At 34.3% G+C, this 26,303-nt stretch carries 24 protein-coding genes; 3 read left to right on the top strand and 21 right to left on the bottom strand.

Going from position 1 to position 26,303, the window contains the following annotated elements:
- Positions 1 to 24: 24 nt before the first annotated feature.
- The 4 genes from AC1RP4_RS01140 to AC1RP4_RS01125 form a co-directional block, all read right to left on the bottom strand.
- Positions 25 to 891, bottom strand: coding sequence for an NAD(P)-dependent oxidoreductase (locus AC1RP4_RS01140; RefSeq protein ID WP_481760959.1), 867 nt, complete (start codon positions 889 to 891; stop codon positions 25 to 27).
- A gap of 113 nt (positions 892 to 1,004) precedes the next feature.
- On the bottom strand, positions 1,005 to 1,334 hold the full coding sequence (gene trxA, locus AC1RP4_RS01135; RefSeq protein ID WP_481760960.1) for a thioredoxin: 330 nt from the start codon (positions 1,332 to 1,334) through the stop codon (positions 1,005 to 1,007).
- Positions 1,335 to 1,352: 18 nt separating this feature from the next.
- Positions 1,353 to 2,090 carry a TerC family protein gene (locus AC1RP4_RS01130; protein WP_481760961.1) on the bottom strand — a complete coding sequence of 246 codons (738 nt, stop codon included), beginning with the start codon at positions 2,088 to 2,090 and terminating at the stop codon, positions 1,353 to 1,355.
- 139 nt (positions 2,091 to 2,229) lie between these two features.
- Complete coding sequence (locus AC1RP4_RS01125) at positions 2,230 to 2,595, bottom strand: winged helix-turn-helix transcriptional regulator (RefSeq protein ID WP_409021715.1); 366 nt, start codon at positions 2,593 to 2,595, stop codon at positions 2,230 to 2,232.
- Between the two features lie 129 nt (positions 2,596 to 2,724).
- On the opposite strand from AC1RP4_RS01125, the gene AC1RP4_RS01120 reads away from it, so the two are divergent.
- On the top strand, positions 2,725 to 3,906 hold the full coding sequence (locus tag AC1RP4_RS01120; protein WP_481760962.1) for an MFS transporter: 1,182 nt from the start codon (positions 2,725 to 2,727) through the stop codon (positions 3,904 to 3,906).
- Positions 3,907 to 3,955: 49 nt separating this feature from the next.
- Here AC1RP4_RS01120 and nhaC read toward each other — a convergent pair whose 3' ends face one another.
- From nhaC to AC1RP4_RS01080, 8 genes are all read right to left on the bottom strand, one after another.
- Entirely contained in the window at positions 3,956 to 5,326 is a 1,371-nt protein-coding gene (nhaC, locus tag AC1RP4_RS01115; RefSeq protein ID WP_481760963.1) for a Na+/H+ antiporter NhaC, read from the bottom strand.
- Positions 5,327 to 5,723: 397 nt separating this feature from the next.
- Positions 5,724 to 7,340 (bottom strand): SulP family inorganic anion transporter, encoded by a 1,617-nt coding sequence (locus AC1RP4_RS01110; RefSeq protein ID WP_481761141.1) that lies wholly within the window; start codon positions 7,338 to 7,340, stop codon positions 5,724 to 5,726.
- Positions 7,341 to 7,472: 132 nt separating this feature from the next.
- Positions 7,473 to 7,919 (bottom strand): universal stress protein, encoded by a 447-nt coding sequence (locus AC1RP4_RS01105; RefSeq protein WP_481760964.1) that lies wholly within the window; start codon positions 7,917 to 7,919, stop codon positions 7,473 to 7,475.
- Between the two features lie 18 nt (positions 7,920 to 7,937).
- A complete protein-coding gene (locus AC1RP4_RS01100; protein ID WP_481760965.1) occupies positions 7,938 to 9,314 on the bottom strand; it encodes an Nramp family divalent metal transporter in 1,377 nt (458 codons plus the stop codon).
- Positions 9,315 to 9,519: 205 nt separating this feature from the next.
- Positions 9,520 to 10,167 (bottom strand): metal-dependent transcriptional regulator, encoded by a 648-nt coding sequence (locus AC1RP4_RS01095; protein WP_481761142.1) that lies wholly within the window; start codon positions 10,165 to 10,167, stop codon positions 9,520 to 9,522.
- 985 nt (positions 10,168 to 11,152) lie between these two features.
- Complete coding sequence (locus AC1RP4_RS01090) at positions 11,153 to 11,581, bottom strand: MerR family transcriptional regulator (RefSeq protein WP_409021721.1); 429 nt, start codon at positions 11,579 to 11,581, stop codon at positions 11,153 to 11,155.
- Between the two features lie 18 nt (positions 11,582 to 11,599).
- Positions 11,600 to 11,809 (bottom strand): hypothetical protein, encoded by a 210-nt coding sequence (locus tag AC1RP4_RS01085; RefSeq protein ID WP_481760966.1) that lies wholly within the window; start codon positions 11,807 to 11,809, stop codon positions 11,600 to 11,602.
- Positions 11,810 to 12,250 carry a GNAT family N-acetyltransferase gene (locus tag AC1RP4_RS01080; RefSeq protein WP_481760967.1) on the bottom strand — a complete coding sequence of 147 codons (441 nt, stop codon included), beginning with the start codon at positions 12,248 to 12,250 and terminating at the stop codon, positions 11,810 to 11,812. It lies immediately after the preceding gene.
- A gap of 108 nt (positions 12,251 to 12,358) precedes the next feature.
- Between AC1RP4_RS01080 and AC1RP4_RS01075 the strand changes: the two genes are divergently transcribed.
- Positions 12,359 to 13,219: an alpha/beta hydrolase gene (locus AC1RP4_RS01075; protein WP_481763204.1), complete on the top strand. Its 861-nt coding sequence runs from the start codon at positions 12,359 to 12,361 to the stop codon at positions 13,217 to 13,219.
- 281 nt (positions 13,220 to 13,500) lie between these two features.
- Here AC1RP4_RS01075 and AC1RP4_RS01070 read toward each other — a convergent pair whose 3' ends face one another.
- The 6 genes from AC1RP4_RS01070 to AC1RP4_RS01045 all read right to left on the bottom strand — a co-directional run bounded on the left by AC1RP4_RS01070 (position 13,501) and on the right by AC1RP4_RS01045 (position 23,408).
- Positions 13,501 to 15,045, bottom strand: coding sequence for an ABC-F family ATP-binding cassette domain-containing protein (locus AC1RP4_RS01070; RefSeq protein ID WP_481760969.1), 1,545 nt, complete (start codon positions 15,043 to 15,045; stop codon positions 13,501 to 13,503).
- 21 nt (positions 15,046 to 15,066) lie between these two features.
- A complete protein-coding gene (lepA, locus tag AC1RP4_RS01065) occupies positions 15,067 to 16,860 on the bottom strand; it encodes a translation elongation factor 4 (RefSeq protein WP_481760970.1) in 1,794 nt (597 codons plus the stop codon).
- Between the two features lie 182 nt (positions 16,861 to 17,042).
- The gene (locus AC1RP4_RS01060; RefSeq protein ID WP_481760971.1) at positions 17,043 to 18,926 is read right to left on the bottom strand and encodes an ABC transporter ATP-binding protein; all 1,884 of its coding nucleotides are present in this window, start codon (positions 18,924 to 18,926) and stop codon (positions 17,043 to 17,045) included.
- Positions 18,926 to 20,665 (bottom strand): ABC transporter ATP-binding protein, encoded by a 1,740-nt coding sequence (locus tag AC1RP4_RS01055; RefSeq protein ID WP_481760972.1) that lies wholly within the window; start codon positions 20,663 to 20,665, stop codon positions 18,926 to 18,928. Before AC1RP4_RS01055 ends, AC1RP4_RS01060 begins: the two co-directional genes overlap by 1 nt.
- 6 nt (positions 20,666 to 20,671) lie before the next feature.
- Positions 20,672 to 21,352 (bottom strand): TetR/AcrR family transcriptional regulator, encoded by a 681-nt coding sequence (locus AC1RP4_RS01050; protein WP_481760973.1) that lies wholly within the window; start codon positions 21,350 to 21,352, stop codon positions 20,672 to 20,674.
- Between the two features lie 88 nt (positions 21,353 to 21,440).
- On the bottom strand, positions 21,441 to 23,408 hold the full coding sequence (locus AC1RP4_RS01045) for an ABC transporter ATP-binding protein/permease (RefSeq protein WP_481761143.1): 1,968 nt from the start codon (positions 23,406 to 23,408) through the stop codon (positions 21,441 to 21,443).
- Between the two features lie 261 nt (positions 23,409 to 23,669).
- Between AC1RP4_RS01045 and AC1RP4_RS01040 the strand changes: the two genes are divergently transcribed.
- A complete protein-coding gene (locus tag AC1RP4_RS01040) occupies positions 23,670 to 24,557 on the top strand; it encodes a phosphate ABC transporter substrate-binding protein PstS family protein (protein ID WP_481760974.1) in 888 nt (295 codons plus the stop codon).
- Positions 24,558 to 24,635: 78 nt separating this feature from the next.
- Here the strand turns inward: AC1RP4_RS01040 and AC1RP4_RS01035 are convergent, their stop codons facing one another.
- The 3 genes from AC1RP4_RS01035 to AC1RP4_RS01025 all read right to left on the bottom strand — a co-directional run bounded on the left by AC1RP4_RS01035 (position 24,636) and on the right by AC1RP4_RS01025 (position 26,302).
- Entirely contained in the window at positions 24,636 to 25,517 is an 882-nt protein-coding gene (locus AC1RP4_RS01035) for an ROK family protein (RefSeq protein ID WP_481760975.1), read from the bottom strand.
- Positions 25,518 to 25,627: 110 nt separating this feature from the next.
- Positions 25,628 to 25,966 carry a PTS lactose/cellobiose transporter subunit IIA gene (locus AC1RP4_RS01030; RefSeq protein ID WP_481763203.1) on the bottom strand — a complete coding sequence of 113 codons (339 nt, stop codon included), beginning with the start codon at positions 25,964 to 25,966 and terminating at the stop codon, positions 25,628 to 25,630.
- Between the two features lie 15 nt (positions 25,967 to 25,981).
- Complete coding sequence (locus AC1RP4_RS01025) at positions 25,982 to 26,302, bottom strand: PTS sugar transporter subunit IIB (protein WP_481760977.1); 321 nt, start codon at positions 26,300 to 26,302, stop codon at positions 25,982 to 25,984.
- Position 26,303 lies beyond the last annotated feature (1 nt).

Raw genomic sequence — 26,303 nt, 5'->3', positions numbered from 1 at the left:
TATTTATTAGTTGTATCGACTTATTTATTTCCACCACAATTTAACTAATGCTTGTGTACCGTCATTACCTAATCCATCTTCATCAACTAATTTTTCATATAGTACTTTAGCTTCTTTTGTTGCGGGTAGATTAATATTCATTTTTTCTGCTTCGTCTAATGCAATACGCAAATCTTTAAGAAAATGTTTTGCAAAGAATCCTGGTGTATAGTCATCACTTAAAACTCGGGGCGCATAATTGTCTAAACTCCAATTTGCTGCACTTCCCCCGCCAACTGTTTTAATGACACTTTCCAAGTCTAAGTTTGCTGCCTTAGCGTAAACTAACAGCTCAGTCATTCCGGTCATTGTTCCAGCAATCATAATTTGATTAGCCATTTTTACATGTTGGCCTGATCCATAACCACCAAACAAGGCAATTGTTGTTCCCATCTTTTCAAAAATAGGTTTCACTTGTTCATATACATCACTGTGTCCACCAACCATAATTGTTAGCTTCGCATTCTTTGCACCAATATCACCACCAGAAACAGGTGCATCTAACGCAAACAACTCATGAGTTTCCGCGTAATCACCAATTTTTTTCGCTAGTGTTGGTGTACTTGTTGTCATATCAACTACAATTGCGCCTTTTTTAGCACCAGCAAAAATACCATTTTCTTCAAAATATATTGCTTCTACATCTGCAGGAAAACCAACCATCGAGAAGATAATATCACTTTTAGCCGCAACCAATTGTGGCGAATCAGCCCATATTGCCCCTTGGCTAACTAAGTCATCTGTCTTTGATTTGGTTCGATTAAACACGGTTACTTCATAGTTCGCTTTCAATAAATAACTAACAATTGCTGAGCCCATAACGCCCGTTCCAATAAACCCAATTTTTTTCATAATAATCTCCTTTTATAATTTTCTTTAGTATGCACCTTTAAGGTTACGACTGCCATTAATAATAGTTAAGCCTAAAATAAAATCCCACTACAAAATTTGTAGTGGGATTTTATTTATACTGCTTTATTTTGAGCAACTTTTTCACTTAAATACTTTGAAAATTTACTCTTATCATGATAACCAACAACTTTTTCAATTGCTTTGCCATCTTTAAATAATAGAAAACTCGGAATACTCATGACATCATATTCCAATGCTGTTTCTTTATTTTCATCAATATTCAACTTTACAAATTGCATATCATCTTTGAATTCTTGTTCTAATTCATCAATAACAGGTTCCATCATACGACATGGACCACACCAAGGAGCCCATAAATCAACAATTGTTAATCCGGAATCTGTATGTTCCGCGAGCGTTTTATCTGTTACTTTTGTGACCATTTTATCGCCTTCGTTTCGTTATTTTTTATTCTGAATATTATACATATGAATTAAAGTCGTTAATATAATAGCCCCAAAAACAATTCCAGCAAAAAGTACTGCTGAAACTTCGATACCAATTTGAGGGATAGAAAGGAATAACTTCACCGCAATTAATGCGATTAGCAAGTAAGCCATTGATTCTAACTCCGGAACAACCTTCATCAACTTCATAATCAATGTCGCAATCCCACGCATGGCTAAAATTCCAAACATCCCACCGATTAAAACAATGACTGGATTTGTCGAAATTGCTAACGATGCTAAGACAGAATCAATTGAAAAAACAATATCCATCATCTCAATTGAAATAACAACTGACCAAAACAATGAGAATGGACCTTTTCGTCCATTACTTTTTTTCTCTGATTTAGGTTTTGGCGTTTTAATTTTTGAAAAGAAATAATGGGCTGATAGGTAAATAAGATACCCAGCGCCAATTACTTTAATTTCCCAGAAATCAATTAAAAATGTTCCAATTCCAATAATGATGAACCGGAAAATATATGCACCCCATAATCCGTAAAATAATGCTTTTTCTTGTTCTTTTTTACTTGGTAATTTTTGTGTTTGTGCAGCTAATACAATTGCGTTATCCACTGATAATAAGCATTCGATTACTGCTAATGATAGGATAATTATCCAATCACTACTTGATTCGACAACTGTTTTCCAATTGTTTAGATCAAAAAATGGTCCATATAAGTTTGCTAACATTTAATTCTCATACTTTCTTTCAATAATTTTTATAAATAACTGTAAATGATTATTATACAGCAATTACCAGATTATGCCATAACATATGAACAACAGTAACTGCCAGCTACATTTCTCGAATAGCAATCAATAATGACAGTTATGACACTTTATCTCGATTCATTAAAACAACATGTTGGTCTTGCTCATTTAACCGATCAACATGTTTTTCGCCCCAAACACACAATTTATTTAATATAGTACTCAAAGACTCACCATATTCAGTCAATTGATAATCTACTTTTGGTGGTACCTGTTCATAGATATGTCTAGAGATAATCCCATCGGCTTCCAATTCACGTAATTGTTGCGTTAACATTTTTTGGGTTATTTTCGGAATTGCACGTTTCAGCTCACTAGTTCTTCTTTTTCCACCACGTAAATGGCATAAAATAATTGTTTTCCATTTTCCGCCAATGACTTCTAAAGTCGCTTCAACACCAATATTATATGTTTTATCTTCCATTCTTCCTCCTATAGGCACTAAAAAGTTCCTATAGCACTTTTTAGTACGTTATTGTCTTATTGTTGCGTACACGTATAATCATAAATTGTAGCATTATTCCAACAAAAATCAAGGAGGCTTTACAAACTTATGGAAAAACCAAAAATATCACCATCCCTAACACTCTTAGCATTGGCTATTAGTGCTTTCGCAATCGGATCAACAGAATTTATTAGCGTTGGGCTCATCCCCTTATTAGTCAAAGATTTTGGTATTTCATTAAGTCAGGCAGGACTTAGCGTTTCATTATATGCATTCGGTGTCACAATAGGTGCACCCGTTCTAACTATTTTAACTGGCCAATTTGATCGAAAAAAATTACTCTTAAGTATCATGGCGTTATTTATCGTTGGTAATTTAGTTGCAGCATTTGCACCAACTTTTTCAATTTTATTAATTGGTCGAATTATTTCTGCATTGTCTCACGGTATATTCATGACAATCGCTTCCGTTATTGCGGCTGATGTTGTTGAACCTTCAAAACGTGCTAGTGCTATTTCAGTCATGTTTACTGGTTTAACCGTTGCAACTGTAACCGGTGTTCCTTTAGGTACATTTATTGGTCAACATACTAGTTGGCATGGATCATTTATTTTTATTAGTATCATTGGACTAATTGGTTTAATCGCCAACTTTTTCCTCGTACCAAATGGTTTACCAATTCCTGGAAAATCTGATGCGCATGGTTTTATCCGTGTCCTTAAGAACAAATATCTATTGATTACGTTATCATTAACCGCCTTAGGTTACGGTGGGACATTCGTTGTTTATACGTATATTACGCCACTCTTAGAAACTTCAATGGGTTACAGTGAAAGTGCTGTTGTTATCATTTTAATCGTCTACGGATTGATGGTTGCCCTTGGAAATACGATTGGCGGCCGTTTAGCAAACCATAATCCGCTCCAAGCATTATTAAAAATGTTTATCGGACTTGCAGTCGTCTTATTTATCCTTTTCTTTACTGCTAAAATGTCAATTCTAGGTTTATTAACCGTTATGGCCTTAGGACTATTCGCCTTTATGAATGTTCCAGGATTACAACTATACGTTGTTCAATTAGCTGAAAAATATACCCCTAAAGATATTACTTTAGCATCGTCGCTAAATATTTCTGCTTTCAATATTGGCATTACGTTAGGCTCTTTAATTGGTGGACAAGTTGTTTCTAATCTCGGATTAGGTATGACGCCACTTTTTGGGACAGTCATGGTTTTAATCGCCATCTTCATGACAATGTACTTAATTACACTCAATAAGAATGAGAAATAACAAAAAAACGGGTCACAACGAATATAAAATTCATTGTGACCCGTTTTTATTAGGCTCTCTTTGCACGTAACCCGATTCCCGTCCAACCACTAATGATTGAAAAGACAGGCGATAGTAAGCTAAAGAACGCAAATGGTAAGTAGTCTAGCGTTGGAACTCCCAACGTGCTTGCTGCAAACGCACCAGCTACACCCCAAGGGATTAAGTAATTAATCACTGTTCCGCCATCTTCAAGTGCACGACTTAAGGCTAAATTATCTAATTTTGATTTATCAAAAGCGGGTTTAAACGCTTTTCCAGGTAAAATAACTGATAAGTATTGTTCTCCAACAAATAAATTAACTCCAATTCCAGCAAAAATAGTTGCCGTAATTAATTTACCAGATGAATTTAAACGTTTAACTAAAGGTTCCATAACGACTTCAATAATATTGAAGTTCATTAGTAAGCCGCCTAACGTTAAAGTTAAAATTATTAATGACACGGTTCCCATCATACTTGAAACGCCACCTCGTGTTAACAGCATATCCACATTTGCATCTCCAGTTTTAGAAACAAATCCTGACTGAATCAACGCCGCAACATCTTGTAAACTCGTAAATGGTTTTTGAATAAATAACATAACTAACGATACACCAATATTGATAAATAACGTTGGAATAGCTGGAATTTTTAACCAGGCACAGACAAACATTAAGATAATTGGTAATGCCGCCCAAGCTGTGATTGAAAAGTGACTAGATAAAATTGAAATCGTATGATTGATTTTATCCATATTTGCTGCCATACTACCACTTCCCAAAATGAAATATAAAATTAAAGATCCTACAAAAGCAGGAATTGTTGTCCACATCATATTTTTAATATGTTTAAATAAATCAGATTCTCCAATGGCAGCTGCTAAGTTCGTTGAATCTGATAAGGGAGACATTTTATCCCCAAAGATAGCACCTGAAATAATTGCTCCTGCCACTAGTGCAGGATTAACCCCCATCGTCATCCCCATACCGAATAGTGCGATACCCACAGTTGAAATTAAAGTGAAGGCACTCCCAATTGATAATCCGATAATAGCACAGACAATAAAAACGGAAGGCACAAAGAATTGAACACTAATCAGATTAAATCCCCAAATCATTAAGGTTGGAATAATTCCTGCCGCAATCCAAGTCGCAATCAATGAGCCAATCAAAATAAAAATAAAGATGGGAATTAACCCTGTACTCATTCCATCCTTGATACCCGCGTGAATCTCATCCCATGAAAAATGACGAATTCTAGCCCATAAAATTAACAACCCAATCACTAACATAACTGGTGTTTGAGGTGATAACCCAAACTTAATTACACCAAATCCCATAATAATCAACATTACTACTAAAACACTTGCTGCTTCTGTAAACGATAATTTATTTTTCATTAGTAAACACTCCTATTTTTTAGTCGATTCTAGTATTTATCATGAAAAGTTTGATATCGAAACTGACCCCAATTTATATTTTTCATTTTTAACACTCCTTTTCTGGACAAAAAAAGTCCCTGATACAATATTAAATATTGTATCAGGGACGACTCTAGCCGTGGTACCACCCAGTTTAATTGAGAACCCAAATTCTCACTCACTAGATGATAACGGTTCTAGATATTTATCCGATGTTTAAAATAACGTTAACGTATTTGGTTAATTTATCCTGATTGGTTCGCATCAACCACCAACTTTCTGACTCCCAGATAAATGACTACTTATGTGTTAACTTTTATTTATTAAGTTGAATGAATCTTAACATGCCTAAATATCCTTGTCAATAATGTACATCTTATAGTATTTCCTTTAGAACACGATCAACTGAGAAATAAAAGGCTTCTTCCCCAGCCACATCTTTAAAGCCAGATCGTTCAAACATTCTCATTACATTTGGTTGAACTGAAGAAAAAATCACTTCATGATTTTTAGTCTGAGCATCACTATAGAAATCCTGAATAACAGCCATTGCTGTATTATCAATTGATGGTACGCCTCGCAATGAAAAGATAACTAAATCTCGTTCATGAAGTGGCTGTAGTGCCTTATCTAATCGATCCGCAGACATGAAAAATAGTGGTCCAGTGATGTAGACAACTGCCCAATCATCTTTTAATCTATCTTGTGTTGTTTCGACTTTGCTTAAATCAACATCTTCAACAACAACATCTAAAATAGAACTCTTAGCCACAAAAATAACGATCCCGACTAAAACACCGGCCATAATCGCCGTACTCAAATCAAAAATAACGGTACTTATTAATGTTAAGAAAAATAGAATTAAAGCACTTTTAAATTTATTTTTAAAGAGATACTTGATAGCTGACCATTCGTTCATCCGCCATGAAGTCACAACTAACACGCCAGCTAATGCCGATAAAGGAATCTGTGACATGATTGGTGCCAATAAAAGCATTGAAACTAATAACGCAAGTGCATGGAAAACGCCTGTCAATCGCGTCTGTGCACCTGATTTAATTGCTACACTCGTTCTAGCAATCGCAGCCGTTGCTGGAATACCACCAAAAAATGGTAAAATCATATTTCCAATACCTTGAGCGATTAATTCTTGATTACTATCTAAGGTTTTACCTGTCATGCGACCAGCAGATGCCCCGCATAATAAACTTTCAATCATTCCCAGTAAAGCAATACTTGCGCCAGGAATAATTAGATTTTTAACTGTTTGAAGATTTAATGCACCTAAATGTAATCTATCATCACTGATAACACTTGTTGGAATCTCGCCAACTGTTGCGACATCTAATTTAAATATCATTGTAATTGCCGTAGTAACAATAATTGCAATCAACGATGCAGGAATAACTTTATTCCATTTTTTTGGAAAAATAAAAAGTGCAATAACAACTAAAATTGCCATCAAAGTCGTTGCCAACTTAGGTTGAAAACCTAAGCTAGGATAACTACCAATTTTTTCAATTAAACTACTTCCGTTTGAATGCGTACCAAAAAAATTATCTAATTGCCCGAAAGCAATAATAATTGAAATTCCTGATGTAAATCCTGTAATAACAGGGGCAGGAATAAAAGTCGTTAAAACGCCTAATTTAAATATACCGGCTAACAATAAAATCACTCCGGCAATCAATGTAGCAATAAAAACCCCTTTTAATCCATATTGTGCAATAACACCCATTAATACTGCGGCCATCGCTCCAGTTGGTCCTGATATTTGATAATATGCCCCAGATAAGGTACTTATCAAAATCCCAGCAACAATGGCTGTGATTAACCCAGCAGCAGCTGTTGCCCCACTTGAGACACCAAATGCCAAGGCTAACGGAATAGCAACTGCAGCTACCGTTAAACCTGCCATAAAATCTTTAGCTAATTTTGTTGCATTATAACCTTTAAACTCGTTTTTTAATATTGAAATATAATTTGATATCATCATCATGCTCCTATTTATGTTATACATAAAAGCATAACATAAACCTTATATATAAATAAACAAGTAAACGTTTTCCAAATAAAAATGGTTAAATCTTTATAAGATTCAACCATTTTGTATAACTTTTTTCTATTAACGAACAACCATAACTGAAACGGGAGAATACTTAGCCACGTATGATGCTTGGCTACCTAAGTACTTACCAATCCCTTTAGTTATAGCTGATCCAACAACGACTAAATCAGGTTTAACGTCAGGAATAACATCTTTGACAATCGTTTCACCAGGTTCACCCTCAGCAAGAACAATGTGTACTTCCTTAACACCAGCATCTAATGCGCTTTGTTTATACTCTTGAAGTTGTTTTTCAACCTTCAAACGTTTTTCAGCTAATGTATCTTTTGTTAATACCTGAAAAACATTCAAATCATCCGACTCCAGAACAGTTACAATATGCAGCAGAGAATCATCATCTAAAGCATGACTAACCGCTTCTAAGAATGCTAATTGGGCATCTGCCGAATTATCGACGCCGACAAGAATGTTCTTATGCTTTGGTAACTCAAAACTTTTTTTCATATGAATTTCCTCCTTATTTTATAAAACTTCTTGGAAAAATTGAATGACTAAATTGAAGACTAATTGAACATTTAAAATAGTTAACCCGATTGCGGCTGCCCAACCAATAATTGATACCCAAAGTGGATTAACGAATCGTTCACCCATATATTTTTTAGAAGATGTAAACCAGATTAATGGAATCATCGTAAATGGTAAGGCTACTGATAAGAACACTTGTGAATAAACAAGTAAATTATCTAATACGCCTTCTGTCCCACCCCAAATGATTGCGGCAATCATAACGGGGATAACTGCTATGATACGTGTAACCAATCGACGGGCCCATAATGGCATTTTTAAATGTATGAAACCTTCCATTATAATTTGACCAGTCAAGGTTCCGGTAATCGTTGCATTTTGCCCAGAAGCCAGTAAAGCTACGGCAAATAAAGTTGAAAGTACAGGTGATGCAATCCCTTTGGCAATTGTATTATCACTTAATGCACGGTATAAATCACCGAATGCTTGTAATTGATCTGCATGTCCAAAGAATAAAGCAGCCCCCAAAAGTAAAAGTAAACTGTTAACAATTGTTGCGCCAAATAATTGGATATTTGAATCCCAAGTTGTAAAGCGCACAACTTTTGCAACTTCTTCTTCATCAGTTGAATCGTACTGACGTGTTTGTGCAATTGAAGAGTGAAGGTACAAGTTATGAGGCATTACTGTTGCACCAATAATACCTAAAGCTAATGTTAATTGATCATGGTTCATAACGATTGATGCTCTTGGTAAAATACCACCCATGATACCTGCTAAACTTGGTTTTGATAAGGCAACTAAGTAAAGGAAAATAATTAAAATTGATGCAATCAATGTTGCAACAATCGCTTCAATTGTTCTAAATCCTAATTTTGTTAATAATAATAGTAAGAAAACATCTAATATAGTTATCATAACGCCGACTGTTAATGGAATTCCAAAAAGTAATTGTAAAGCAATCGCTCCACCAATTACTTCGGCTATATCTGTTGCCATAATTGCTAATTCTGTCATGATCCATAATAAAAATCCAACCGGTTTATTAGTATGATCACGAATTGCTTGTGCTAAATCCATTCTTGTTACGACACCTAACTTAGCAGCCATATATTGCATTAACATAGCGATAAGTCCGGAGAAAATAACGACTGATAATAGTAAGTAACGGTATTGTGCACCACCGACAATTGATGTAATCCAGTTACCTGGATCCATGTAACCAACAGCGACTAATGCACCTGGTCCACTAAAAGCCCATAAAGTTCGTAAAAATCCGGCACTTTTTGGAACTTCTACTGATCCATTTACTTCTTCCAAACTAGCACTATTTGTTGTGGTAGTCATTTTTGGTTCTTGTACTTCTTTCGACATTTTTTACCACTCCTTTAAATTCTTTTCTTCTCAATTCCTTATTATACTCAAACTTTATACATTGTAAACAAAAAGTTTAGGCTAACCTTAAATCATTTTACCAGTTATTAAATATTGCTATATTTCCAAAAAAAGACTGCTGATATCTATTTGATATCAACAGTCTTTAGCTATTTAATAAAAATTTCTTTTGTTATCATAATACCTACTTCACAAAAATATAATGAGCGGCTTTATAACTAATATTTCTAACCTCACCAGTATTTTCTAATTTGATTTCAACTGGACCTTCAAAAGGCGCATGAGAAACAACTGTTAATTTATCACCAATGTGTAATTCTAAATCATCTAAATAAGTTAACAAATCATGATTATCAATGAATCGTTCAATCACAACTTTAGTGTTATCTTCTACTGCTTCTAAAACGAGATGGCTATCTTCCTCATAGTTACCTTCTTTGTCAGGTATCACACCGCCATGAGGACAGTGTGTTGGATGACCCAAGAATTCACTCAAATGATCAAGCAAGTACTCACTTGTCACATGTTCAAGTAACTCTGATTCACCGTCAACATCTTGTAGTTTATAATTTAATTTATAAACTAAGAAGCATTCCCATAAACGATGCTTACGAACTAAATCTTCTGCCAATAATATCCCAGGTTTCGTTAACGAAATCCCTGCGTATGGCGTATGTTCTACTAACTCTTCTTTAACTAGTTTATTGACCATTTCTGTAACTGATCCGGCCGCAATGTTCAGACTAAGCGCAATCTGTTTATTCGATATTTTCTTTTGCGTACCGCCTAATTCAAAAATAATTTTTAAATAATCTTCCTTCATAGGTGTCATATTCGATCTTTCATTTTTTGTCATTAGTTAATCAATTCACTTCCATTTTCTTAATAATAGATTTATTATATCAGAATAACGATTGAATTGTAACTTATTTTTTAGGAATACCTAACCTTTCATTTTAAAATACCTAAATGTAAGCTAAAAATCATAATTCACTGCATTAAAATAGGATTCAAGCATTTGTTTTAAGAAATGTCTTGAATCCTATCTTTTTGTAGAAGGAAAGCCGAAACCCGTGTTACCGAGAGTCGATTTTACTTGATTATTAATATATTTCGCCTCTATATCTTTATACTTATTTAGTTCTGTGAAGTCGCTTTTATATGTTTTGAATCATATATTATCGAACGACGCCCTTTGAGCGATTTGTTATCCATTCGATTTCAAACGTTTCTCCAAGACCAAATACCTCTAAATCCAATTATTCGTTCTACTACAACTTAAATCATCAAAATTCGATATCTTGATTTGCTTTTTAATGCTCAAGACCGGCACCGTTTTAATACGCCTTACTTGACATCTCTCAACGTCATTAACTTGCCGTACATTGGAAACTTAAACCATCATCTTAATTGATGTGTCCTGATTTGCTTTTAAGCGCTCAAGACTAGCACCGTTTTAAAACCTTGTTCGACGTCTCACGACGTTCACACTACCAAAATTCTAAATTCATCGGAGTAAACATCATCTAACTTGATGTGTCTTGATTTGCTTTTTAATGCTCAAGACCGGCACCGTTTTAATACGCCTTGCTTGACATCTCTCAACGTCATTAACTTGTGTTACATTTTTCAACTATCTTCAGTACTAAACATTGTCCAACTAACTTCGTTTTTAAAAACCATTAAGTGAGTTTAAAAAAGTGACTTCAGTTTTATTTTGTTCAGGGATTTCGATAGCCTTCCTTGCTACAAATTAAGTATAACACAAATGTAAACGGTTGCAACCTTTTTATGATTTTATTTTATAATTCTTTTTATTAAACATCTCTGAGTTCAAAACGTGTCCCTTTTTCATCTATTACCGCAAATAAACGCTGCTTTTTGGAGTCATCAAAATAGCCCATATCAAAAACTGTTTTATTTCCTTGTTTACCAACATCTGAAACACGATCAATCAAAAAGTGTTTAAATTGTCTAAAAATATCCATTTTTCCGTTAACGTGTTCAATCGCCGCAACCAATGTGTATCCTTCATCTAACTCTTCTTTTATAAGACTGACTTTTATGACCATATCTAAACGATATTCTCGCGACTTTGCCTTCTCATCTGAAATACTTTCAATATAGCCTTTTTGTTCCCAATATCTTAACTGTCGTGTTGAAACACCTGTCATTTTACTGATTTCACTAATACCGACAATTAACTTATCTTGCTTCATAAGATTGGCTAATGGATTATTATTCACTGTAAGTACCTTCTATCTCTAGTTTTCTAAATACTTTTGAAATTTTTTATCGATTTCTGGCAGACTTTTCTGTAATGATTTTGACTGGTTTTGTGTCCCCTCAGCCATTAACTTCAAGTAAGTAAATAAAATTTGACTAGCGTCTTTATGATATTTACTACCAAGTTCACTCGCAAATGTATATCGTTCATCCGTTAGTAATTTTGAAAATAAAGTTTCTTTTGCCATCTAGGCTCCTTCGATTGTTTTTATCATTGTGTGATGTGGAATTCCTGCGTCCATAAAGCCTTCACCTTCAACCTCATATCCTAGTTTCAAATAAAAATTTTGGGCTTGATCTTGTGCACCTAAGGTTAAGTATTTAATTCCGTAGACTGTTGAAAATCCTTCAATAAACGTTAGGATATCTGTTGCTAAATGTTGTCCACGAGCCGCTTTCAATGTTGCAACTCGCTGGACATGCCACGTTTCAGAGTCTTCGCTAAGTACACGTGCTGTCACAACAGGTTCTTCATCTTTATAACCCACAAAATGAATAGCTTCTGATTCGTTTTCAATTTCCAATTCCATTGGCACATTCTGTTCTCCAACAAAAACCGTTTTTCTAATTGATAATGCATCCTTATATATTTGACTACTTATATCTCTAGTTGATTTCACTATGAACATTTGCTCATCCTCAGCTTTCTTAGTTATCTTCGCATATAGCTTACCATAACTTGCTTTAAATTTGAACGTCAAGACCCGGTAGCTTATAATGAAAGCAAATAACTTACTATGCAAAGGAAACCACTAATGAAAAAATACGGTATATTAATAACCATCTTATTGATTTTAGGATTAGGTATTGGCTTTTTACTATTGCATAACAGTATACCTAAATCGGTAGAAACAGAGAAAAGTATTTCACAAACACCAACCTTATACATTCATGGATACGGCGGTACAGCTAACTCAACTAACGACATGATTGCCTCAGCAGAAAAATCTGGTAAGGCAAAAAAAGTTCTAACAGCAACCGTCTCTTCAACTGGTGATGTCACTTATACGGGTAGATGGAAATATACTGAAAAAAATCCAATTGTTCAAGTTATATTTGCGCGTAGTGATGCTCAAATTCCTGAAGAGGGCAGATGGATTGGTAAGATAACTGATTATTTAAAAGCATCATACGATATTAAAAAAATCAATCTTGTTACACATTCAATGGGTGGCTCATCTGCAATGTACTGGGCTGAATCTGTCAGAAAAAAATCTTCTCCTATCCTAAATAAATTTGTTCCAATTGCTGGTCCAATTAATGGGGTCCTCGGAATGGACGAAAAAGCCAATAAAAATTACTTCTTGAAAAATGACGAACCTGCTATTAAAACAGCAAACTACCAAAGTTACTATAGCAAACGAAAAAATTTCCCATCAACCGCAAAAGTCTTTGTTATTTATGGCGATGTGAATGATGGCTCAAATTCTGATACATCTGTCAGCATTGCTTCTGCCCGTTCAATGAACTATCTATTAAAAGGCCAAGTAAAATCGTATGACGAGCTTAAAATTACTGGTGAAGATGCACAACATAGTAAACTTCATAGAAATTTACAGGTTGATAAAGCTGTTATCCAATTCCTTTGGGGTAAATAGAACTATACGAAATATTAATTTTGTGCTATGATTAAGTTATGCGATGAGTCGAGTAAAATCAGACAACTTCGGTTGTTCCGCTGCGGCGGCTAGTGATTAGTTCGAAAATGGGGCATTTTTTACCTACCGCATTGTAGGTATGTCTGATTGTCACTGTTTTGTGGAATTCATACAATCTATTTACTTCGGTAAGTACCATAACAGGAAAGCATCAACTTCGGTTGGTGCTTTTTTTGTGCAGATAAATAGCCTTAGAAAATTACTTTCCAAGGCTATTATCACTATTTTTGAATTCTTATTGCTTCAACATCAAACACTTTATCAATCCAAGATTCATAAAATGGTGCTTCATGACTGACCAATAAAACATTTCCAGGAAAACGTCGGACTGCCTTTTGTAGCGCGTCTTTTGTATCATCATCCAAGTGATTAGTTGGTTCATCCAAAATTAAAAAGTTACTTGGTTTCAATTCAACTAAACTCAACTTAACTTTCATTTGTTCCCCACCACTCAAAATATTAATAGGTTTCATTGTATTCGCAGCATTAATCCCTGATTTAGCCAATCGGCGACGAATCGTTTTAGGTTCCAATTCAGGGTATTCATCTTGAATAATTTGAAGAGGTGTCATTTCTTTATTATCCCAAATTAAATCTTGATCAAAATAATTAACAACAACAGAATCAGAAAATTCAGCAGTTCCACCAAACGTTGGAATTAACTTCAAAATTGACTTAATCATTGTTGATTTACCAATTCCGTTAAATCCCTTTAAGACAACTTTTTCTTGATGTGATAATGAAAAAGTTACTGGTGATAGTAATGGCGTTTTATAACCAACTGATAAATTTTTAACGGCAAGCGTTGATGCGGATCCAGTATCTAGATAAGGAAAATCAAATTTACCTTTTACAGTATCACTTGGCGGTGTCACACGCTCAATTTTATCTAATCTTTTTTGTCTAGACTTAGCCATTGTGGCACGCGTTCCAGCTTTATTCTTTCGAATATAAGCCTCATCTTTTTCAATTTGAAGGCGTTGTTTCTGGAAAGCTTTTAGTTGCGCTTCTTTTTTAGCTTCTTTTTGCTTAATAGCTGATTTAAAATTCCCACGATATTTTGTGATTTTACCGAATGCAACATCAATAATTGTATTCGTGACATTTTGTAAAAATTCAAAATCATGAGAAATAACCATGAAACAGCCTTCAAATTGATTTAAATACTCAGTTAACCAATCAATATGTTCCGTATCTAAATAATTAGTTGGTTCATCTAATAAAATAACTTCAGGATTTTCCAATAATAATTTAGCTAAGATAATCTTAGATCTCTGACCACCACTTAATTCACTAACTTGATGGTCTTTTTCAATTGCATCTAATCCTAAACCAGTTCGAACACGGTCAATTTCTGTATCGATATCATAAAAATTTTTTGCCTCAAGTTCTTCTTGATATCTACCCGCTTTTTCCAACAACTTCTCGTCCATATTTTCAGCATAATCCGTATAGGCCTGCGTTTGTTTTTCACTAATATCATATAAACGTTGAAATGCTGTCTTCAAAAACTCAATAACCGTAATGCCTTCCGCAACTTCAGCATATTGATCTAAATAGCCAATTGTCGCACTTTTTTTCCATTTGATTTCGCCTTCATCAGGTAATTCTTGTCCAGTAATAATTTTGATTAATGTACTTTTACCAGCACCATTTTGACCAATGATACCCATATGATCCTCAGTGTTTAATTCAAAATGAGCATCCTCATATAATTGCTTATCCGCAAATTGATGGGAAAGTTGGCGAACTTCTAAAACTCCCATTGTAATCCTTCTTTCTAAAGACTAGTTATCATTGTTAACTTCCAATATTGCATTAAATACTTCTTGTGGTAATTCCATTTCAGCCTTAGAGCCCAATCGTTTATTAGCGCTTTGACGGCGTAGCATATCTTGTTTGGCAGCATTCTTTTTATCACTACTTGTTGTTGCGCTCTTACGAAGAGGCGGTACATTTGCACGCGAAATAGCTTTATTTTCGATAACTGCTTGTACTGGCATTGGGAATAATTTACGTGGAATTGAATATTTCAATTGCTCAACTAATTTCTGACCAATTTCCACAGCATCTTGTCTATGCACAACAAACCCTAGTGCATCGACTGTTGCATAGTTAACTAAAACGTCCATTTTAACAACGTCTGCTGTTTGATATCCTTTAAATTGCGTTTCCATTGTTGCATAGCCATGTGATAATGATTTTAATTGATTGAAGAAATCATAGGCAATTTCAGACGTTGGTAACGCATAATTCAATTCAGTTTGACCAGAATTGTATGACATATCTTGGAAAATACCTTTACGTTTTTCAGCTAATTTCATGATATCGCCCACTTGTTCATCTGGCACGGTCATATGAACATCTAAAAATGGTTCTTCAACATGATCAATTTCAGAAAAATTAGGGAATTGGACAGGATTATCAACAACAACTTCTTTACCATTTTTCAAAATAACGTGGTACGTAACATTAGGCGTCGTTGTTAACACCCCTAATTGGTATTCTTTTTCGAGACGTTCACGAATAATACTTAAATGTAACATCCCTAAGAATCCACATCTAAATCCTAGTCCTAAAGCATCTGACTTTTCTTCTTTATAATGGAAAGATGAGTCATTTAAAGCTAATTTTTGAATAGCTGATTTTAATTCTTTATAGTTATTATCTTTAGGATAAAATCCAGCAAAAACCATTGATTCTGATTCTTTATATCCAGGAAGTGCTTCTGGTGTCGGGTTACTTTGAGAAGTTAACGTATCCCCAATTTTAACTAGTTGAGGATCTTTTAGCCCTGTAATAACATAGCCAACATCCCCGGCATGTAGACTATCAACAGCCACCATGTCAGGTTTAAAAATACCTGCTTCTACTACTTGGAAATCAGTCGTTTGTTGCATAAATCGAAGTAAATTATTAGCTTTAAATTCACCATCAAAGACACGAATATAAGCCACAATTCCTTTAAATGCATCAAAATGTGAATCAAAAACTAATGCTTTAAGTGGTGCTTCAATATCACCGATTGGTTTTGGAATACGGTCTTTAATAGCCTCTAGAACCAAATCAACACCAATCCCAGTTTTAGCTGATATTAATAACATTTCGTCTTCATCAACGTCAGCTAATTCCATCAATTGAATTTTAGTTTCTTCAACATCAGCATTAGGATGATCAATCTTATTGATTACTGGAATAATTTTTAAGTTGTTTTCTTTAGCTAAACGGTAATTTGCAACCGTCTGTGCTTGCACACCTTGAGTGGCGTCCACCAATAAAATAGCCCCATCACTAGCAGCTAAACTTTTCGAAACTTCATATGAAAAATCAACGTGTCCCGGTGTATCAATAAAATTATATTCGTAAGTTTCACCATTAGTAGCTGTATAGTAACTACGAACCGTTCGTGATTTAACTGTAATCCCGTGTTCTTGTTCAACAGCCATTGAATCTAACAATTGACTAGACATCTCACGTTCACTGACAGTTTGTGTTTCTTCCATAATTCGATCAGCTAAAGTTGATTTACCATGATCAATATGGGCAATAATTGAAAAATTTCTAATTTGTGATTGTTTCATTATGATTAAACCTCATTTTCTAAATAATCATCTACTGTTTTAGAGTCTTTTTTATTATACGCTAAATTATCAACGTCGTAAGAAGAAGATTAAAAGCCGGTAAGAATGCCCAAGTATTTTAAAAACGAAAAAATAATGAACACAAATTTAACTAAGGTCAAATTCAGCTCATTATTTTTAATTTAAATAGTACCGTTTGCAAATTGGCTATTATATAAATCAGCATAAAACCCGTTTTTAGCAATCAAAGCATCATGATTTCCAGTTTCAATAATTGAGCCATTATCCATTACAATAATATTATCCGCATCACGAATCGTTGATAGACGATGCGCCACAACGAAACTTGTTCGGCTATCTAATAAGGTATCCATCGCTTTTTGAATCAAAACTTCAGTTCGTGTATCAACTGAACTCGTTGCTTCATCTAAAATTAAAATTTCTGGGTCAGCCAAAAATGCACGAGCAATCGTTAACAATTGACGTTGTCCTTGTGAAATATTTGAAGCGTCTTCATTCAGAACAGTTTGATAACCATCTGGTAATTGACGAACAAATGTATCAACATGAGCGGCTTTTGCTGCAGCATAAACCTCTTCATCCGTTGCATTTTCACGACCATATTGAATATTTTCCATAATAGTACCTGTAAATAACCAAGTATCTTGAAGCACCATCGAGATTGACTTACGTAAATCTTCTCGTTTCAAATTCTTAGTATCGACACCATTTAGTCGGATTGATCCCGCTGAGACATCATAAAAGCGTTCAATTAAGTTAATAATCGTTGTCTTTCCAGCACCTGTAGGTCCAACAATTGCTACCTTTTGTCCTTCGTTAACATCCAAATTATAATCTGTCATCAAAAGCTTCTTATCTGAGTAACCAAATTGAACATGATCAAAGGAAATTTTATTACCATTATCAGCAATTGGTAAGTCATCGTTACTTTCATCTTTCAATTCTTCTTCATCTAAGATTTCAAAAATTCGTTCTGCAGAAGCTACAGTTGCTTGAATCGTATTAGATAAGTTGGCAATTTGAGTGATTGGTTGTGAGAATTGGTTCACATATTGTAAAAAGGCTTGGACGTTACCTAAAGTAATTGTTCCTTGTGAAACCTTAATTCCACCAACAATTGCCACAAAGACATAGCCAATATTTTTAATAAAGTTCATTGCTGGCATAATTAATCCAGAAATAAATTGTGCTTTCCATGAACTTTTATAATAATCATTATTCTGTTTTTCAAAAATATCAATATTTTTTTCTTCTTTATTAAAAGTCTTAACAACCGTATGACCCGCATACGTTTCTTCCACTTGATTGTTCAAAAGTCCTAAACTCTTTTGTTGTCCAGCAAAGAACTTTTGCGAACGAGGCGCAATTAATGAGACAACAACCAAACTCAAAGGAACAATAATCAAAGCAATTAACGTTAATTGCCAACTAATTGAAAACATCATATAGAGAACACTGACAAAGGTCACAACACTTGTTACTAACTGTGTAAAACTTTGTTGTAACGTTCCAGAAATGTTATCCACATCATTTACAGCACGAGACATAATATCACCATTTGGATGTGTATCGTAGTAAGAAACAGGCACGCGTTCCATTTTAGCCTTAATATCTTTACGAAGTGCGTACACCGTTTTTTGAGAAATATTAGTCATGATTAATTGCTGCACAAAACTGAAAAGTGCAGACGCAATATACATAATACCAACTGTAAGTAAGATATTCTTAATTGCATCAAAATTAATTGGCAACGAGGTTACTTTCTGCCCCTGTTTCATTTGAGTGAATCCTTTAGTTACCCCAGAGAAAATCTCGGTTGTTGCGCGTCCTAAAATTTTAGGAGAAACCGCCTGGAAAATTACAGATATAATGGCTAGCACTAATACTATCCCTATTGAAATTAACCATGGTGACATGTATTTCGCTAAACGCCCAATTGTTTTCCAAAAGTTCTTAGGCTTTTCAACTGGTCGTCCAATATTGCCATGTCCACCTCGACCGCCCCGCATAGGTTGCGTTGCTTGTTTTGACTTATTATCTGCCATTACTCTGCATCCCCCTCTCTGATTTGTGACTGCATAATTTCTTGATAGGTTTCATTCGTGGCTTTCAATTCTTCATGAGTCCCTTTACCAACGATTTTTCCACCATCGATAACTAAGATTAAATCGGCACTTGTCACACTAGAAATCCGTTGTGCCACAATTACGACAACACTATCTTTGATGCTTTCATCCGTTTTAAGTGAGCCACGTAATTTAGCATCTGTTTTAAAATCAAGCGCTGAGAATGAATCATCAAACAAGTAAACAGAAGCTTTTTTAACTAATGCTCTTGCAATTGCAAGTCGTTGCTTTTGGCCACCAGAGAAGTTATCTCCACCTTGTTCAACTATGCCGTCTAAGCCATCCGCTGATTCTTCAACAAACGATTTAGCTTGTGCTATTTCTAGCGCATGCCACAACTCATCATCTGTTGCCGTTTCATTTCCAAACTGTAGATTACTTCGGATTGTTCCTCTAAAAAGAACTGTCTTTTGTTGAACAAGAGAAATTTGGTCGTGTAAGCTTACTTGGGTTAACTCATAAATTGATTTACCATCAATTTTAATATCGCCCGACTCAACATCAAACAATCGTGGAATTAAATTAATTAACGTTGACTTACCAGATCCAGTACCACCAATAATCGCAATCGTTTGACCCGCCTTTGCTTCAAAGTTAATATCTGTTAGGGCTTCTTTTTCAGCACCCGTATACCGGAAATTAACTTTATCAAATGACAATTGACTTGCTCCTACTTTACTACGATCAACTGTAATTGCATCAGGTTGGTCTTTTATCGAATTCTTCGTATCTAAAACTTCGTTGATACGTGCTGCAGCAGCTTGCGCACGAGGTAACATGACAAATACCATCGATAACATCATAAAACTTGATAAAATTTGCATTGCATACGTCATAAACGCAACTAGATTACCCACTTGCATCGACATATCTCCAATTAAATGACCACCATACCAGATAATTGCGATATTGGTTGCACTAAGAACTAAAGTCATCATGGGGAACATTAGCGCCGTAATTGAAAATACTTTACGGGCATTATCTGTATATTCTTTATTCACACGATCAAAACGATTTTGTTCATATTTATCTTGGTTAAATGCGCGAATAACACGAACACCTGTTAAACCTTCACGAAAGACAAGATTAATATGATCAATTCTTTTTTGTAACGTTTTGAACAGCGGCACTGCAAAATACATAACTGAAGCAATTAATATAATTAAAATTGGAACAGCTACTAAAAAAATCACGGTTAATTCTTTTTGTTTGTTATAAGCTAAAATACTAGCACCAATCAACATAATAGGCGCTTGGATCATCATTCTTAACATCATAACGGTAACGTTTTGAATTTGTAGAACATCAGTTGATGTTCTTGTAATTAAACTTGAATTTCCAATTTGATCAAATTCATGACTTGAAAAATTAAGTACTTTTTTGTAAATATGACTTCTTAATCTAAGTCCTAATTTTTGCGCTAAGCGTGAAGCGATAAAGACATTACCAACTGCCGCAACAATACCAATAGCTGCTACGCCTAACATGACATAACCCACCTGCCAGATATACGCAACATCGCCTTGTGAGACACCTTTATTAATCATGTCTGATGTTAATGTTGGTAAATATAAATCGCAGATAACTTGGACAATCATAAATATAAATGCACCAAACATTGCCCAAACGCTAACGCGATTTTTCATTACTTTTATCATTTATTTTTATTCCTTCCTTTTTGAAACACCAATAGCTACCCAGTTAGCCATTGTTTCATATTCTTTTTGTAACTCTTCAACAGGTATTTCAATACCTTCTCTTTGTTTTGAAAAATAATCATTAATAGTTTTCATAAATGGACTCATTAAAGAAAACATAAGTAAACTAATTTCTTCATCTGAGGAAATGGTTAGTAAAGACCGATCAATTTCACTCATAATATCAAAATCTGCTTTTAAATTTTGATGAAATGGTCCACCAAAATGTGGCTGTTTCCCACTATGATGCGGGTGGTGAGGATGATGTGGCTGCATCCGACTACTCATTTTAAAGTCCATTCGGACAAAGGCGTTTTTAAAAAATGCAGCATCTTCTCCGGACACTGTATTCGCAATCGTTTCTGAAAAAAAGGTCTTCATAGTCGTCACGACATCACCTTGATTTCGTTTTAATAATTCACCAAATCTTTTAGTTTGATTCTGTCGAATAGTATCAAAATAATAAAAGTATAAATCTTCTTTATTTTCGAAATATTGGTAAAAACTCCCTCGCGGAATATCTGCAATTTTTATGATATTACTAATTGATGCTTCAAACAGGGGTACTCTTGAGAACTCTTCTTTAGCAGCATCCAATATCCGTTGTTGCTTATCTTCATCTAAATTAAAATACGTTTTTTTAGGCATATTTTCTCCTTTATACAAAAAATGACAAGCTGTCATGTGACAACTTGTCATGTTACTAGTCTTTATTTAAAAATGCAACTTTATTTACTTATTCTTTTCTTAAAGATTCAACTGGATCAAGTTTTGATGCTCTGTTTGCTGGTAAGAAACTAGCAACCATACTAATCAAGACACTGATTAAAATACCAGAGAATACATAACTAGCTGTAACTTTAACAATCGTAACATCGAATGTTGCAACTGAGAATGCATTTAACCCAAAGGCTAAAATATACGTTACGCCAACACCAATTAAGCCAGATGCTAATCCAATTAGGAACGCTTCGGAAACAAATATACGGCGAATATCCTTACGACGTGCTCCTAAAGCTTTCATAACACCGATTTCTTTTGTTCTTTCAACAACAGATATATTTAGAACCACTAATATCATAATTGCAGAAACGAGCAATGATATCGCAGCTACGGCCGTTAAAACGTCTGTCAAAATATCTAACATTTGAGTAAACATTTCTGACATTTTTTCTTGAATTGAACCTGTGTAACCCAATGATTTAACTTTAGCTTTTATACCTGCCGTATTAGCCTTATCGTTTGTATGAAGATAAACAACATTTGGTTTAATTGTTTCATTATTATCTTCAACTAATTGTTGTAAGTCAGCGTAATTCAAGTAAACTAAACTGCTTGAACTGCTACTTCCAGATGCTTCATAAATTCCGGCAACTTTGAACGTTTTCTTAATCGTTTTTTCGTTATAAACAATCGCAATTTTAACTTGTTTACCAACAATGTTCTTGCCTAATGAATCTGCAGTTGTTTTATCTAATAAAATGCCATCCTTACCTGGTTTAGTACCCTTGGTAATGTTTGATTTTGTAATACCTGAGTTCATTGTACCCAACTGCATCAAACTAGCTTTTTTATCCTTATATGAAACTGTATTTGTACCTAGTGAAATTGCTGTATAACCCTTTTGTAGCTCATTCACATGTTTAATATTTGTTAACTTATTAATATCTTTTTTAGAAAATGATCCTGTCTGACCAGTAATTGCAGCCATTTGACTTTGTTGTTCTTTAGCTTGCGCTGCTTGGGCTTGAGAACCAGCAGCTGGTGTTGCTGTTTTAGAACTACTACTTGAAGAACTTGTTTTTGCCTTCATATGAACTTCAGTCACATTGGGATTCACGTAGCTAGTCATCGTATCCTTTATATAACTTGTTACCCCTTTTCCAAGCGATAACATTAAAACAACAGACATAATCCCAATACTTGAGCCAATAGCAACAAGTAAATTACGAGAAAATTTAGCTTTCATATTAAGTGCAGCTAATCGAATTGCAGACCATAGACTTAAATTCTTAGGCGTTTCGCCTTTAAATTCATCTTCATTAGTATGCAACTCTAATTGTTCTTGTTCGGAATCAGAAATAATTGCACCATTATCAATTCGTACAACACGACTTGAATATGCCGCAACGCGATCTGAATGAGTAACCATTAAAACTAATTTACCACGCTTTGCGATATCTTTGATAATTTCTAAGACAGCATCAGTTGTCTCTGAATCCAAAGCACCTGTTGGTTCATCAGCAATAATGACATCAGGATCATTCATTAAGGCACGTGCAATAGCAACACGTTGTTTTTGCCCACCAGATATTTGATCTGGCTTCTTTGTCATATGATCTTGTAACCCAACGTCTGTTAATAATTTTTTAGCACGTTTGACACGTACTGATTTATCAACATTTGAAAGCGTCATTGCCATAGCAACGTTATCAATCAAACTTAAATGAGGAATTAAATTAAAATTTTGAAAAATGAATCCAATACTCTTCTTATGAAAGTTAACAAGTTCTTTTTCAGAAAAATCACCAATATTTTCACCATTATACGTAATTTCGCCATCAAAATTTGAATCCAATCCACCTATTAAGTTCATTAATGTTGATTTACCACTTCCGGATTCACCAACTATTGAAACTAATTCTCCTTTGTCAAAAGAAGCATTAATGTCTTTTAAAGCCTTGAATGTCGTACCACCAGCCATATTATACGTTTTTGAAACGTTTTTTATTTCTAGAATCAATTTGTCTCCCCCTATTTCCGTTTTTATGACAGACTGTCATAATGAGCTGGTTTTTATTATAGATAATCACACTCACAAAAGCAAAGTATTTCGCTCCACCTTTACCCATTCTTTACAATTTCAGGTGTAAATCATTACACGATTCATACAGAACCATAACATTTAACTGATATTATGAAGTTGTTCTTAAATACGAATACAAAATAAAAGGGGAAGTTAATTATGAGAAAGAAAACAGCAATTATTTCGATAGCAGCAATGGGTCTTTTATTGTTGGCAGGATGTGGTAAATCATCATCTTCTTCAGATGATTCATCAAAAATTACAGGTAAAATTACTATTGTTGGATCAACTGCTTTACAACCTTTAGTTGAACAAGCAGCTGAAACCTATCAAGCAGATAATTCAGGTTTAACAATTGGCGTGCAAGGTGGTGGCTCAGGTACTGGTTTAAGCCAAGTTTCTACAGGTGCTGTTACCGTTGGTAATTCTGACATTTTTGCAGAACAAAAAGACGGCGTAGATGCTAAAAAGATTGTTGATCACAAAGTTGCCGTTGTTGGTATTGCACCTGTTGTCAACAAAGATACAAAAGTAACTAACCTCTCAAAAGCACAACTTGCTAACATTTTCTTAGGTAAGACAACAAACTGGAAAGAACTTGGCGGAGCAGACCAAGCGATTGTTGTCATTAATCGTGCTTCTGGTTCGGGTACACGTACCGTATTTGATAGTAGTATCCTTCCAAATAAAACAGCTAAACAAACACAAGAACAAGATTCAAACGGTACAGTTCAAAAAATGGTATCTTCAACACCAGGTGCCATCAGCTACTTAGCATTCTCGTACTTAAAAGATAACATCCAAGCATTATCTATTGATAACGTTAAACCAACATCAAAAAATGTTGAAACAAACAATTGGAAAATTTGGTCATACGAACATATGTATACTAAAGGTTCTCCTAACTACGCAACAGCTAAATTTATTGGTTATATTCAATCAGACAAAATTCAAAACGGCTTAATCAAGAAATTAGGTTATATCTCAATTTCAGATATGAAAGTTGAAAAAGACGCTAAGGGTACTATTGAAGAAATTAATAAATAGCTGTAAAAAATAGAACATTCAATACAAAAAGCTCATAATTATTAGATCTAAATCTAATAATTATGAGCTTTTTTATATTTAAATAGTGTTAAAGGTTATGAAATTTGTTTTATATTGGTATATTGCGCCAATCATATTAGCATCTCCATAAAAATAACATGTTTTTAAATTATACTTAAGGCCATCCGCACGTTTGGCAATGATTAATTGATTAATATATTTATTTAGTGTTTTAATCAAACCAGGTCTTTCAGATATAGCGCCTCCAATTAAAACAAGGTCAGGATCATACGATACAAGTAGATTAAACACTCCTACGGCTAAATGTTTATAAAAATCATCTACAATTTGGCATGCCTTATCATCACCAGAGTCAGATAAATCAAATAATTGTTTTCCGTTAATTTCACGATTATTTTCTGAAGAATACTGTTTGGCAAGATTTACTGGACTAACCAACTCACTGAAAGTACGATCATCATTTACATCTAAAATCATGTACCCAAATTCGCCACCAAATAGATTACTTCCGGCCTTTAATTTTTTATTCATTATTACAGAACCACCAACTCCAGATCCAATGATAATAGAAACAAAATCATCTACATCTTTAGCGTTTCCAATCCAATTCTCAGCTAATGCTGCACAATTAGCATCGTTTTGTATAGAAACTGGTACGCCTAAATATTGTTCCAACTCATCCCTAATCGGAAAATTGTGTATATAAGGGATGGCGCTAATCCCATGAATAATTCCATTTACCGTATCAACTGATCCTGGAGAACTAATGGCTATACCTTCAGCGTTCTGACAACTATTATATAAATTTTTAATTAAAGTTTTCATATCTTTCCACGTCTCAGGGGTCTCCCTCTTACCACGTGAAATGAACTGATTTTCTTTCCATTCTCCATACTTTACGGTTGTCCCACCAATATCAATTGCTAATATAGTTCCCATTGTTCTCCTTTTCAGTCATTCGACTAATATTTTTAGTATCTGATAATTATAATTTTTAATAAACGTATTAAATTAAAGAAGTTCTCATAGCACGTCTATAATGCGTCATTTTATACGGCGTTTTTTTTAATTGATTTATACATAGTTATAATTTCTTTAGCTAAATCAATATAACAGATACTCGTCATTAGCCAATCTTGCGAATGTATCAAATACAAATTAAGTTTCGTTTTTTCACCATTGGCCTCTTTTGTTAACAAAGTAGTTTGGATATTGTGCACCTTAGTTAACGCCTCTTGTGCTTGGTTCATAAAATCATCAGATTTAGAAAAATCAGACTGCTCAGCCATGCGGATTGCTTGAGCGGCAAATCCCTTCGCATTCCCCGATTCCATAATAATTCCCATTATTACAGTCATATCTTTATCATTCATATTTTTCATCCCCATTTCACTAAATTTATTTTATTCCGCAATTAAATTTACTGCTGTTTGTAATACTTTTTCACCGTTCATCATCCCATAATCTAGCATATCAATGACGTCCATAGGAATTCCAGCAGCATCAGTTTTACTTTTAATTTCTTCCTTCATATAACTGACCTGTGGCCCTAATAACAATACATCCGGATGAACACTTTCAATTTGATGGTCTACATCTGATGTTGATGTTGCAAATATTTCATAATCTTTTTTCTGCTTAGAAGCTGCCGCCTGCATTTTTGATACTAGTAGAGATGTAGACATACCAGCTGAACAAGCTAACATAATAATTTTTTTCTCCATG

It is taken from the genome of Dellaglioa sp. CoH-56-MRSF-10 (genome assembly GCF_056782175.1).
The sequence above is the reverse complement of the archived record's forward strand: the minus strand, read 5'-3'. Positions and strand labels throughout refer to the sequence as shown.